Below are 12988 nucleotides of genomic sequence, written 5' to 3' on the forward strand. Positions count from 1 at the left end.
AAGATTGGTAGGAACCTGACGATCGCCAGTGTGGGTGATTGTAAGGAACCTGTCAATCTCTGGAAAGGGTTGTCCCGGTGAGCTGTTCCGGATCGCAGGGTGGATCCCTGACCTTCATGGTCCGCACGGTGTGGCTGAGCATGCGCTCGGCCATCGGTGACGAGCTGGCGGAATTCGGGCTCACCACCTCGCAGTACGCGACGCTGATGATGACCCGCGAGCAGGGCGGAAAGTCGGTCTCCGACATCGCCCGCGACGTCGGCAGCACCCGTCAGGCCGCCAACGAGATGCTGGGCGGCCTGGAGAAGGCGGGCCTGATCGAACGTCGCCCCCACCCCACCGACCGGCGCACCCATCAGATCTTCGTCACCGATGAGGGCCGCGCGGTCTACGCGAAGGCCCATGCCGCGGTGAACCGCCGCGAAGCCGAACTGGAAGCCGACTTCACACCCGAACAGCGCGCCGCGGTCCGCGAATGGCTCACCGGCATGGCCGAAGCCTGCCGCTGAGCCGAAGGGTGATCGCGGCGCCAGACGCAAGCGGTTTGCCACGATGCGGGAAATTCCGCCGCCAAAGGATCGGCCTGATCGCAACTCTTCGGCGAGTGGGACCGGCCGCCTTACCGTTCCGGCACCAACTCTCCCGGGAGGACTGTGCCGATGAGCGAACCATGGCAGACCAGGACCGACGTGCTGGTGATCGGCGGCGGACCCGCCGCGTGCTGGGCGGCGGTACACGCCCGGGAAGCGGGGGCGGAGGTGGTGCTGGTCGACAAGGGCTACTGCGGAACCAGCGGCGCCACAGCGCCTTCGGGCACCGGCGTCTGGTACATCGCCCCCGAGACCGCCGCCCGCGCCAAGGCGAAGGCCAGTCGCGAGGCGCTGGGCGGGCATCTGGCCGACCACTATTGGATGGACCGGGTCCTCGATCAGACCTACGTGAACATGAACCGGCTCGCCGTCGAGGGCCGCTACCCGTTCCCAGCCGATCCCGAGACGGGCGAGTCCCTGCTCACGGGTGTGCAGGGACCGGAGTACATGCGGCGCATGCGCGCCTGGGTGAAACGGCTCGGCGTGCGGATCCTCGACCACGCCCCGGCGCTGGAACTGCTGGTCGACGCCGACGGCGTCGTCCGTGGGGCCGCCGGATATCAGCGGCACGCCGAGCGGGACTATCGCGTGGTGGCGGGCGCGGTCGTGCTGGCCACCGGCGGCTGTGCCTTCCTGTCCCGGGCCCTGGGCACCAATGTCGACACCGGTGACGGCGCGCTCATGGCGGCCGAGGCCGGAGCGCGGTTCTCGGGCATGGAGTTCTCCAACGCCTACGGCATTGTGCCCAAGGGTTCGACCATCACCAAGACCGCCTACTACGGCTACGCGACGTTCTTCCACGCCGACGGCCGCGTCCTCGAGGGCGCGGGTTCGGCGCAGGGGCGGTCGGTGATCGCCCGGACCCTGTTGTCGGAGCCCGTCTTCGCGCAGCTGGACCGAGCCGACGCCGACGTGCAGGCCCGAATGCGGCTGGGTCAGCCCAACTTCTTCCTCCAGTTCGACCGCCGGGGGATCGACCCGTTCACCGATCGCTTCGAAGTGGACCTGCTCGCCGAGGGCACGGTGCGCGGCACCGGCGGGATCGATGTCGTCGACGACGACTGCGGGACAACGGTTCCCGGCCTGTACGCGGCGGGCGACGCGGCGACCCGGGAGCGGATCTGCGGCGGATTCACTGGCGGCGGCAGCCACAATTCGGCGTGGGCCATGTCGTCGGGGAGTTGGGCGGGCTCGGGAGCGGCGCGGTTCGCGCGGCGCTCCGGACGGGTCGATTCTGCCGCGGTCCAGGGCATCGGACGGGTCGGATTACGGCCCGAGACACCCGAATCGGTGTCCGCGGACGAGGTGGTGTCCGGCGCGCAGCACGAATTGATCCCGTTCGAGAAGAACTATCTGCGCCACGGTGACCGCATCGTGCCCGCACTGGCCGAACTCGATGCCCTCTGGGAGCGGGCCGCGCGTGGCCTCGGCGGCGGGTCCGGCGCGGACCGGGTCCGCGCCCGGCAGGCCGCCGCCATCACCGCCGTCGGTCGCCTGATGTACCGATCCACTCTGGCGCGCACGGAGACTCGCGGTATGAGCAAACGCGCGGATCACCCGGAGCTGGATCCGGGCCAGCACCACCACATCCTGTCCGGCGGTCTCGGCGAGGTGTGGACCGCGACGTCGGCGACCGCACCCGTCTCGGCGGCGGTGGCGTCATGATCGAGTTGGTGCGCGCCGCGGACTGCATCGCCTGCGACAAGTGCGTCGACGTCTGCCCGACCGACGTCTTCGACCGCGCCGAGAGCGGAATCCCGCTCATCGCACGGCAATCCGACTGCCAGACCTGCTTCATGTGCGAGGCGTACTGCCCGGCCGACGCCCTCTATGTCGCGCCCGACGCCGCCCCGCTCGCGGACCGCGACGCCATCCCCGAATCCCACATCGGCCGCTACCGCGAGCAGCTCGGCTGGGGAAAGGGCCGCGCCCCGGGCAGTCTCGTCGCGGTCGGCCCGGCCCTGCCGCACGGCGCCCTGCCGCCCCGGCTGATCGAGACCGGGCGATCGGCCACATGACCGAGACGTCGCCGATGCCGAACGTCCCCGCCGCCGTCGGCAGCTGGAACCCGGCAGCGGACGGGGTGCGGGAGCCGAGATCAGCGATGGCGCAACCAGATACACGCGCCCGTCCAGACCATCGCCGGAATGCCGATCTTCCGGCGGCCGCGCCAGGACGCCGCGCCGGCCACCGGCGCGTAGTGCCCTGAGTTTTCGGTGCAGTCACATCCGCGTCGCTGTGATTGCCTCCAATGCCGGGCCGCCCGCCCTCGCCCGCGCCCGGTGCGACTGCGAGGGTTCAGCGCAGGGCCAGGGCCAGGAAGAAGTCGACGCGGTCCTCGAGGCGGGACAGGTCGCGGTTGGTCAGTTCCTCGATGCGCTGGATGCGGTAGCGCAGTGTGTTCACGTGGACGTGCAGTAGATCCGCGCATTTGGTCCAGGAACCGGAGACTTCGAGGAAGGTCTCGAGGGTGTGGACCAGGTCGGCGCGGTTGTCCTGGTCGTAGACGCGCAGGGGGTCGAGGAGGCGCACCCGGAACATGCGGCGGACCTCGTCGGGGACGCTGGCCAGCAGCAGCATGTGGGTGGCGAGTTCGTCGTGGCGGACCACGCTGGTGGGTTGCTGTCGTTCGGCGGCCATGCGGCGGGCGTAGCGGGCCTCCTCGACCGCGCCGCGCAGCCCCTCGCCGTCGACCGCGCCGCTGATGCCGACGGACAGGCGGCTCAGTTGCAGCCCGGGTTCGAGGGCCTCGATGGCGCGGTGGATGTGGTCGTCGAGGGCCTGTTCGTCGCCGAGCGCGACCAGCAGGATGACCTCGCCGTCCACGACGCCGATGGCGGGGCTTCTGCCGTACAGGATTTCGCGCAGCACCGCGCGCAGTTCACCGGGCCGCACCGCGCCGGAGTCGGCGGTCGCGGCGACGGCCAGGTAGCGGTCGGACAGGCCCAGCCCGGTCAGTTCCAGTCGCGAGATGATGTCGGCGGACTTGGCCTCGGACATGATCAGTTCGATCAGTTCCTGCGCGAGGCGGCCCTCGGCGCTGTGCCGGTCGTCGTGGCGGGCGCGTTCGAGCGACACCACCGCCGCGAGTTCGCCGATGAGCGCGCGGCGTTCCTCGGGCCAGTCCTTGAAGTCGCTCTCGAAGACCAGGAACCAGTCCGCGATCCGCGAGGTCGCGTCGGCGTCGACGGCGAACAGTGTGTACCGGATCTGGTTGTGGGACAGCACATGTGGCAGCCGCCGCGCGCTCAGGAACGCCGACCGCACCTGCTCGGGAAGGTCGCGGGTGGGCCCGGCGACCACGCGGCCGATGGACGACACCACCCAGCAGCGGGTGCCGAGGGTGCGGTGGACCAGGTCGAGGACCGAGTCCAGTCCGCCGCCGGACACCAGCTGCCGATGCCGGTCCAGAATGGCGCTCAGGTCCGCGGCCCGCCCGGAGGACAATTTCCGGTTGATGGTCTCGGTGACGGTCGCGAACGCGATCCGCTCCTCGACGCGGAACAGCGGGATTCGGTGTTTCTGACAAGCCGCGACCAGATCCTCGGGCGCTTCGCCGTAGAGGGCGTCACCGGCGGCGAGCGCGGCGACCCGGGCGCGGGCGAGCGCGCCGACGAAGGTGTCGCTGTCCTCGGGGCCGTGCCGCCATTGCAGCCCGGTGAGCACGAATTCGCCGCCGGAGAGGTACCGGCCCGGGTCGAGCATGTCGGTGGTTACGACCCAGCGTACGAAGCGGTCCAGCTCGTCCTCTCCGGAGACGAGCCGCAGGCCCAGATCGTGCATGGTCAGCAGGGAACGTAACCGCATGATTCTCGAGGCTAACAGTGAGTGACGCGACGGTTACCGAACTTGGATGTAACTACGAACGCGCCCCTGTGAAGCAGGCCACAGGTTCGGAGGTCTCGTCCTATCGAGCATGACCACCCCCCGGGTTTAGTGGTTGACACACGCCAAACACGGATGGAGGTCGGATGTCGAGTCGCCTGGAATGGCTCGGTTCGCTGCCCCTGGAAGAAGCCGAGACGCACCTGCTGACCTGCAACGCGTCGCGGACCTGGGCTCGCAAGATGGTGGCGAACCGGCCGTACGCGGACGAGTCGAGTCTGATCGCCGCGGCCGTGGCAGGGGTCGCCGAACTGAGTTGGGCCGATGTCGAGGAAGCGCTCGACGCGCACCCCCGCATCGGTGAGCGCGAGGCGGCCCGGCACCAGTCCGAGCGTGAGGCGCGGTGGTCGGCCGACGAGCAGTCCGGAGCGTCCGAGGCCGACGCCCGGGTGCTGGCCGAGCTGGCCGCCGGGAACCTCGCCTACGAGGAACACTTCGGCCATGTCTTCCTGATCCGGGCCGCCGGCCGCAGCGCCGCCGAGATGCTCGCGCAGCTGCGGCACCGCCTGGGCAACCCGGTGGCCGAGGAACACCGCGTGGTGCGCCACGAGCTGGCCGACATCACCGGCCGCCGGGTGCGCAAGCTCCTGGAGGAGCGATGAACGACCCCCGCAACTGAGTCCCTACTCCTTCTCTACGTACCGGGGCAGCCGAGGCTGTCGTACCTGCGCAGAACCGATATCTAGAGGAACGCAATGGATTTCCTACAACCGGGCAGCTGGGCCGAGGCGCTCCAGCTGAAAGCGGAACGCCCCGAGGCGGTTCCGATCCAGGGTGGCACCGATGTGATGGTCGAGATGAACTTCGACGTGCACCGCCCGGACGCCCTGCTGGATCTGAACCCGTGCCGGGAGCTGTTCGGGGTGGACGAGCAGGCCGACGGCCGCATCCGGCTCGGCTCCGGTGTCCCGTTCGTGAAGATCATCAACCGGTACCAGGATCGCCTGCCCGGTCTGGCGCAGGCCTCGCGCACCGTGGGTTCCCCGCAGATCCGCAACCGCGGCACCGTGGGCGGCAACCTGGGCGGCGCGTCGCCCGCCGGCGACGCCCACCCGGCGCTGCTGGCCGCGAACGCCGTGGTCGAGGTCGAGTCGGCCGCCCGCGGCACCCGCATGATCGACATCGACGACTTCTACGTGTGGGTCAAGAAGAACTCCCTGGAGCCGGACGAGCTGATCCGCGCGGTGTGGCTGCGCCCCGCCTCGGGCCCGCAGTACTTCTCGAAGGTCGGCACCCGCAACGCGATGGTGATCGCGGTGTGCTCGTTCTCGGTTGCCCTGCACGCGGATTCGCGCACGGCGGGCGCGGGCATCGGCTCGGCCGGTCCGACCCCGATCCGTCCGGTCGAGGCCCAGGACTTCCTGGCCGCCAACCTGGACTGGGACAACGGCGGCGCGCTGAACGAGGAGCTGGCCCACGAGTTCGGCCGTCTGGTCGGCGCCGCGGCCAAGCCCATCGACGATGTGCGCGGCACCGCCGACTACCGCCGGCACGCGTTGTCGGTGATGGCCCGCCGGACCCTCGGCTGGGCGTGGAACGACTACACCGCGGAGAGGAGGGCGGCCTGATGCGTATCGACTTCACCGTCAACGGATCCCAGGAAACCGCCGACGACGTCTGGGAAGGCGAGAGCCTGCTGTACCTGCTGCGCGAGCGGGTCGGCCTGCCCGGCGCGAAGAACGCCTGCGAGCAGGGCGAATGTGGTTCCTGCACTGTCTATCTGGACGGCACCCCGGTGTGCTCGTGCCTGGTGGCCGCCGGTCAGGTGCAGGGCCGTTCGGTCCGCACCGTCGAAGGTTTGGCCGACGGCGACAAGCTCGACCCGATGCAGCAGGCGTTCGTCGAGGCCGGCGCCGTCCAGTGCGGCTTCTGCACGCCGGGCCTGATCGTGCAGGCGCACGACCTGATCGAGCGCGTGCCGAACCCGTCGGACGTCGAGATCCGTGAGGCGCTGGCTGGAAACCTGTGCCGCTGTACGGGTTACGAGAAGATTCTGGATGCCGTGCGCATGGCGGCCGAGCGGAAGGCGGCGAAATGAGTACTGCATCGCGAAGCGATTCCGTCAGGGGTGGCGGTGGGGCGACGGGCGGGCGCAAGCTCGTCATCGAGAACGCCTATATCGCACCGGTCGTCGGTGCCGAAATCCCCAACGGCTATCTGATCGTCGGCGACGACGGCCGGATCGAAGCTCTCGGCGCAGGACCTGCGCCGATGGTGGTGGGTGCTGAACGCCTCTCCGGCACCGGCTGCCTGGTGACCCCGGGCCTGGTGAATACCCACCACCACCTCTACCAGTGGGCCACCCAGGGCCTGTTCCAGGACGCCACCCTGTTCGAGTGGCTGACCGGGCTGTACCGCCTGTGGGCCACCATGGACGCCGAGATCGTCTACGGCGCGGCCTCGGCCGGCCTGGGCTGGCTCGCGCTGACCGGCACCACCACCTCGACCGATCACCACTACGTGTTCCCCCAGGGCCGTGGCGATCTGTTCGACGCCGAGGTGCGCGCCGCCCGCGAGCTGGGCATCCGCTTCCACCCGTGCCGCGGTTCCATGGACCGCGGGCAGTCGCACGGCGGTCTGCCGCCGGACGAGGTGGTCGAGAACCGCGAGGAGATCCTCCTCAACACCGAGGAGATCATCAACAAGTACCACGACGCGTCGTTCGACTCGATGCTGCGCGTGGCCGTCGCCCCCTGCTCGCCGTTCTCGGTGTCCGAGGGCCTGATGGTGGAATCCGCCGCCCTGGCCCGTCAGCACGGCGTCCGCCTGCACACCCACCTCGCCGAGACCCTCGACGAGGAGGAGCACTGCATCGAGCAGATGGGTTGCACCCCGGTCGAATACATGGAGAAGCTGGGCTGGCTCGGCGACGACGTGTGGTTCGCCCACGCGGTGCACCTGCACGACAAGGACATCGCGGCCTTCGCGAAGACCGGCACCGGTTCCGCGCACTGCCCGACCTCCAACGCGCGTCTGGGCGCGGGCATCGCGCGAGTGATGGACCTGCTCGCCGCCGGCGCACCGGTCGGCCTGGGCGTGGACGGCGCGGCCTCCTCCGAACTCACCTCGATGGCGGGGGAGATGCGGCAGGCCATGCTGTTCCAGCGCGCCGTGCACGGCCCCCGCGCCATGACCGCCCGCCAGGCCCTCGAGGTCGGCACCCTCGGCGGTGCGCGGAACCTGGGCCGCCAGAACGAGATCGGCTCCCTCGAGGTCGGCAAGCTCGCCGATATCGCGGTCTGGAAGGTGGACGGCTTCCGCGCCGCCATCGAGGACCCGGTGTGCTCGCTGGTGTTCGGCCCGCAGCCGCCGCTGGCGCGCCTGCTCGTGGGCGGGAACACCGTCGTCGAGAACGACGAGCTCAAGACCATGCCGCACGATCAGGTCGGGCAGAACGGCGTGGCGGCGCGCAAGCGAATCATGAAGCAGGAGAACCGATGACCATCGCACGCACCACGCGGTTCCCCGAGGATGTCGCGATCCCGGGCGCCGGCGGCATCGGTGAGAGCCCGCTGCGTCCCGACGGCACCCTCAAGGTGAAGGGCGAGTTCGCCTACTCCTCGGACCTGTGGATCGACGGCATGCTGTGGGGCGCGACCCTGCGCAGCCCGCACGCCCGCGCCAAGCTGATCGGCATCGACACGTCCAAGGCCCTGGCCATGCCCGGCGTCCACGCCGTGCTCACCCACGAGGACGTGCCCGGCCGCAAGGTCTACGGCCTCGACCACACCTGGGACCAGCCCGTGCTGGCCTTCGGCGAGGTGCGACACCACGGTGAGGCCATCGCCCTGGTCGCCGCCGACCACCCCGAGATCGCGCGCCGCGCCGTGGCCGCCATCGAGGTGGAATACGAAGTGCTGGAACCGATCACCGACCCGATGGCCGTGATCGAGGACCCGGTCGGGCTGGCCGTGCAGGAGCGCGGCGGCATCGCCCGCTACCAGCCGGTGCGGTCCGGTGACATCGAGATCGGCAAGACCCTGGCCACCGTCGTGGTGAGCGAGGAGTTCGAGGTCGGCATGCAGGACCAGGCCTTCCTGGGCCCGGAGTCCGGCATGGTCATCCCCAACGAGGACGGCTCCCTCGACTTCTACGTCGCGACCCAGTGGCTGCATTGGGATCTCACCCAGATCGGCCCCTGCCTCGGGCTGAACGAGGACCAGATCCGGATGACCATGTCCGGCGTCGGCGGCGCGTTCGGCGGCCGCGAGGACCTGTCCATGCAGATCCACGCGGGCATGCTGGCCATGCGTACCGGCAAGCCGGTCAAGATGATGTACAACCGCCAGGAGTCGTTCTTCGGCCACGTGCACCGGCATCCGGCGCGCATGCGCTACGAGTACGGCGCGACCGCGACCGGAAAGATCACCTACGCCAAGGTTCTCATCGTCCTCGACGGCGGCGCGTACACCTCGGCCACCCAGAACGTGATCGGCAACGCCGCCTCCCTGGCGCTGGGCCCCTACGAGGTCCCGCACCTGGAGATCGACGCCTACGGCGTGTACACCAACAACCCGGTGTGCGGCGCGATGCGCGGATTCGGTGTCGTACAGGCGTGTTTCGCGCACGAGTCGATGATGGACAAGCTCGCCGAGGCCCTCGACATGGACCCGGTGACCGTTCGCCAGGTGAACGTCGTATCCCAGGGCTCGAAGCTGGCCACCGGTCAGATCGTGCACGCGCCGACTCCGCTGGTGGAGATGCTCGACAGCCTGCGCGAGATGGAACTGCCGGAATCCGTGGATACCTCGGATATCCGCAACCTGCCCGGCGGCGCGTCCCAGACCACCCACGGCGAGGGCGTGTACCGCGGCGTCGGCTACGGCGTCGGCATCAAGAACATCTGCTTCTCCGAGGGTTTCGACGACTACTCGACCGCCCGCGTGCGCCTGGAAGTGATCGGCGGCGAGCCGGTCGCGCTCGTGCACACCGCCGGCGCGGAGGTCGGTCAGGGTCTGATCACCCTCGAGGCGCAGATCGCGCGCACCGAACTGACCGTCGACCGCGTGGTCAGCCACCCGTCGGACAACAATGTCGGCAGCTCCGGTTCGTCGTCCGCCTCGCGCCAGTCGTACATGACCGGCGGCGCGGTGATGACCGCCTGCCGCGCGGTCGCCGACGAGCTGTTCGTGCTGGCGCGCAAGAAGTTCGACGTCCACGGCTTCATGCACCTCGACGGCGGCAAGGTCGTCAAGAACAACGGAGAGGTGGTCGCGTCGATCGAGGACGTCCTCGGCGACGACGTGATCGACCTGACCCGCGAATACCACCACCAGCCCACGACCGGTATGGACAAGATCACCGGTCAGGGCTCGAGCCACACCCAGCTCGCGGTCTGCGTGCACCGGGCAGTGGTCGATGTGGACACCGAACTCGGGCTCGTGAAAGTCGTTGCCCTGGACGCCGTCCAGGACGTCGGCAAGATCATGAACCGGCTCTCGCTGGAAGGCCAGATCCACGGCGGCTCCATTCAGGGCCTGGGTCTGGCGGTTATGGAGGAAATTCAGGTCACCAACGGCAAGGTGCGGAACCCGTCCTTCACGGACTACTTGATTCCCACCATTCTCGATACACCTCCGCAGAAGCTGGAGATTCTGGAGAACCCGGACCCGCACGCCCCCTACGGCTTGCGCGGCGCGGGCGAACCGCCGACTCTCTCCTCCACGCCCGCGATCGCCGCAGCGATTCGCGACGCCTGCCGCAAGCGGGGCGGCACCGGAAACATCAACCGCGTGCCCGTGCGTCCGGAAGACATCATCCGGAACAGTTGACTAACAGGGGCAGACCGCGCCTCCCACACCAGTGGAGCGCGGTAGGGACCCCACAACACCGAATCCGCGGCCCGGGGATTACCCAGCACCCCCGGGCCGTTGGTCGGCTACGCCCATAGGAGGGCAGCCATGACCCAGACTCAATCACCGATCACCACCCCGGAAACCGGGGGGTCCGCGCTCGAAAAGTTCTTCAGGCTATCGGAGCGCAAGACCACCATAACCCGTGAAATCCGTGGCGGCATCACCACATTCGTCGCTATGGCGTATGTCATATTGCTGGTCCCGCTAATTCTCGGCGGCGTCGCCGACTCGCACGGGGACAAGCTGAGTATCGCTCAGCTGACCACCACGACCGCCTTCTCCGCCGGTCTGACCACCGTCCTCATGGGCCTGGTGGGCAATGTGCCCCTCGCATTGGCCGCCGGTCTCGGGCTGGTCCCCGTCGTCGCCTACCAGGCCGCGCCGCACATGACCTGGCCCCAGGCCATGGGTCTGGTGGTGCTGATGGGCATCGTCATCGTCATCCTGGCCGCGACCGGCCTGCGGACGATGATCATCAACGCTATTCCACTGGCCATGAAGAACGCCATCGGCGTCGGCATCGGCATGTTCATCGCCATGATCGGCCTGGTCTCCTCCGGGGTCGTCGGCCACGGCGCGCCCGGCGGTCCTCCGGTGACGCTCGGCGTGGACGGGCACCTGGCCGGTTGGCCCACCGTGATTTTCGCGGTCGGCCTGCTGCTGATGCTCGGGCTGTTCATCCGCAAGGTGCCGGGCGCGATCCTGATCAGCATCGCCATCTCCACGGTGCTCGCCATCGTGGTCAACGCCATGGCGAAGATCGATCCGAAGGCGTGGGGGACCGTCGTCCCCGAGAAGCCCAAATCGCTGTTCGCCTCTCCCGATTTCGGTCTGATCGGCCACATCGACCTGTTCGGCGGCTTCGCCACCGCGGGCGCGGTGACCGCCACCGTGGTGCTGTTCACCCTGGTGCTGACCGGCTTCTTCGACGCCATGGGAACCGTTTTCGGCGTCTGTGACGAGGCGGGTCTGACCGACGAGAAGGGTCAGGTGCCCGGCATGGGCAAGATCCTGACCACCGACGGTGTCGCCCAGATCGTCGGCGGCCTGTCCGGCGGCGCGGGTTCCACCGTGTACGTCGAGTCCGCGACGGGTGTCGGTGAGGGCGCCCGTACCGGTCTGGCCAGCGTGATCACCGGCGGATTGTTCTGCGCCGCCATCTTCTTCACGCCGATCGCGGCCGTGGTGCCGATCCAGGCCGCCGCTCCGGCCCTGGTGCTGGTCGGCGCGCTCATGATGACGCAGGCCCGCAAGATCGACTGGAACGATCTCGAGGTCGCGGTGCCGGCCTTCATCACGATCGTGCTCATGCCGTTCACCTACTCGATCACCAACGGTGTCGGCGCGGGCCTGATCGCTTACACCGTGATCAAGCTCGCTCGCGGGAAGTACCGCGACATCCATTGGCTGGTGGCCGTGGTCAGCGTCGTCTTCGTCGCCTACTTCGGTATCAACGGCATCGAATTGGCCCTGGGAGGCTAGCCATGCGCGACATCGCGGCACAACTACTGGAATGGCACGCGGCGGGCAAGGACTACGCCGTGGCCTCCATCATCGGGATCGGCGGCTCCGCGCCGCGGCCGATCGGCGCGGCCCTGGCCGTGGACGCCGACGGCACCGTCGTCGGGAGCATTTCCGGCGGCTGCGTCGAGGGCGCGGTCTACGAGTTGTGCCGCGAGTCGCTGGCTACCGGCGCCACCATCCGGGAGACCTTCGGCTACAGCGACACCGACGCCTTCGCCGTCGGATTGACCTGTGGCGGAACGATTCAGGTGTTCGTCCAGTCGGTGACCGACGCCAACCGCGACGCGGTGGAACAGGTCCTGCGAGCTGAGGGGGAGGCCGTGGCCATGGTCCGCGACCTCGACAGCGGCGCCGTGATGGCGCTGGGCACCTGGTGGAGTTCCGGCCACGAGTTCGACGATCGCGTGATCGCCGAAGCCCAGGCCATGCTCGACGCGGGCACGACCGCGGTGCGCACCATCGGATGCGGGTCCGATGCTGAGTTGGATGGGCGGCCCGCCGCCGTCACCGTGTTCGTGGAATCGCATGTGCCGCCGCCGCGGATGATCGTCTTCGGGGCGATCGACTTCGCGGCCGCGGTGTCCCGGATCGGCAAGTTCCTCGGCTACCACGTCACGGTGTGCGACGCGCGGGCGGTCTTCGCGACGCCCGCGCGCTTCCCCGACGCCGACGAGGTGGTCGTGGAATGGCCGAACAAATATCTGGCCCGGACCCGGGTGGACGCCCGGACCGTGGTCTGCGTACTCACCCACGACGCCAAATTCGATGTGCCGCTATTGGAGGTGGCGCTTCGCCTGCCGGTGGCGTTCGTGGGTGCGATGGGATCCCGGCGGACACACGAGGACCGCCTCCAGCGGCTTCGTGCGGCCGGGATGACGAATGCCGAACTGGCGCGGCTGAAGTCGCCCATCGGATTGGATCTCGGCGGGCGTACCCCGGAGGAGACGGCTGTCTCCATCGCCGCCGAGATCGTGGCGGTCCGCCGTGGGGGCACCGGAGTGCCTCTCGGTACCCACGGCGGACCCATCCACCGCGACGCGGTCGTGGTGCCGGAGGTGATCGTCCCGGACTCCCCGGACGCCCTGCGGATCACCGCCTGAACTGTGATCGTCCGACCGAGAAGGAGCCCACGGC

General features: G+C 69.0%; 11 protein-coding genes. 10 read left to right on the forward strand and 1 reads right to left on the reverse strand.

Annotated elements, in window-relative coordinates; genetic code table 11:
* The first annotated feature begins 77 nt into the window (after positions 1-77).
* The 3 genes from ACQPYY_RS15475 (at position 78) to ACQPYY_RS15485 (ending at position 2608) form a co-directional block, all read left to right on the forward strand.
* A complete protein-coding gene (locus ACQPYY_RS15475) occupies positions 78-509 on the forward strand; it encodes a MarR family winged helix-turn-helix transcriptional regulator (RefSeq protein WP_433594248.1) in 432 nt (143 codons plus the stop codon).
* Positions 510-659: 150 nt separating this feature from the next.
* Positions 660-2255 carry an FAD-binding protein gene (locus tag ACQPYY_RS15480; RefSeq protein WP_433594249.1) on the forward strand — a complete coding sequence of 532 codons (1596 nt, stop codon included), beginning with the start codon at positions 660-662 and terminating at the stop codon, positions 2253-2255.
* Positions 2252-2608, forward strand: a complete 357-nt coding sequence (locus ACQPYY_RS15485) for a 4Fe-4S dicluster domain-containing protein (protein WP_433594250.1) — start codon at positions 2252-2254, stop codon at positions 2606-2608. The genes ACQPYY_RS15480 and ACQPYY_RS15485 overlap by 4 nt, the downstream gene beginning before the upstream one ends.
* Positions 2609-2888: 280 nt before the next feature.
* On the opposite strand, the gene ACQPYY_RS15490 is transcribed toward ACQPYY_RS15485, so the two are convergent.
* Entirely contained in the window at positions 2889-4397 is a 1509-nt protein-coding gene (locus tag ACQPYY_RS15490) for a PucR family transcriptional regulator (RefSeq protein ID WP_433594251.1), read from the reverse strand.
* 164 nt (positions 4398-4561) lie between these two features.
* Between ACQPYY_RS15490 and uraD the strand changes: the two genes are divergently transcribed.
* The 7 genes from uraD (at position 4562) to ACQPYY_RS15525 (ending at position 12954) form a co-directional block, all read left to right on the forward strand.
* On the forward strand, positions 4562-5077 hold the full coding sequence (gene uraD / locus ACQPYY_RS15495) for a 2-oxo-4-hydroxy-4-carboxy-5-ureidoimidazoline decarboxylase (RefSeq protein ID WP_433594252.1): 516 nt from the start codon (positions 4562-4564) through the stop codon (positions 5075-5077).
* 93 nt (positions 5078-5170) lie between these two features.
* A complete protein-coding gene (locus ACQPYY_RS15500) occupies positions 5171-6043 on the forward strand; it encodes an FAD binding domain-containing protein (RefSeq protein ID WP_379098304.1) in 873 nt (290 codons plus the stop codon).
* Positions 6043-6513 carry a (2Fe-2S)-binding protein gene (locus ACQPYY_RS15505; protein ID WP_213556096.1) on the forward strand — a complete coding sequence of 157 codons (471 nt, stop codon included), beginning with the start codon at positions 6043-6045 and terminating at the stop codon, positions 6511-6513. The genes ACQPYY_RS15500 and ACQPYY_RS15505 overlap by 1 nt, the downstream gene beginning before the upstream one ends.
* A complete protein-coding gene (locus ACQPYY_RS15510; protein WP_379098307.1) occupies positions 6510-7916 on the forward strand; it encodes an 8-oxoguanine deaminase in 1407 nt (468 codons plus the stop codon). The genes ACQPYY_RS15505 and ACQPYY_RS15510 overlap by 4 nt, the downstream gene beginning before the upstream one ends.
* A complete protein-coding gene (locus ACQPYY_RS15515) occupies positions 7913-10246 on the forward strand; it encodes a xanthine dehydrogenase family protein molybdopterin-binding subunit (protein ID WP_379098310.1) in 2334 nt (777 codons plus the stop codon). The genes ACQPYY_RS15510 and ACQPYY_RS15515 overlap by 4 nt, the downstream gene beginning before the upstream one ends.
* A gap of 129 nt (positions 10247-10375) precedes the next feature.
* Positions 10376-11812 (forward strand): NCS2 family permease, encoded by a 1437-nt coding sequence (locus ACQPYY_RS15520; protein ID WP_379098313.1) that lies wholly within the window; start codon positions 10376-10378, stop codon positions 11810-11812.
* 2 nt (positions 11813-11814) lie between these two features.
* Positions 11815-12954: an XdhC family protein gene (locus tag ACQPYY_RS15525; RefSeq protein ID WP_433594253.1), complete on the forward strand. Its 1140-nt coding sequence runs from the start codon at positions 11815-11817 to the stop codon at positions 12952-12954.
* Positions 12955-12988 lie beyond the last annotated feature (34 nt).

Origin of the sequence: Nocardia sp. CA-145437 (assembly GCF_050956485.1) — a bacterium.
In the GTDB taxonomy this organism is placed as follows: Bacteria; Actinomycetota; Actinomycetes; order Mycobacteriales; family Mycobacteriaceae; genus Nocardia.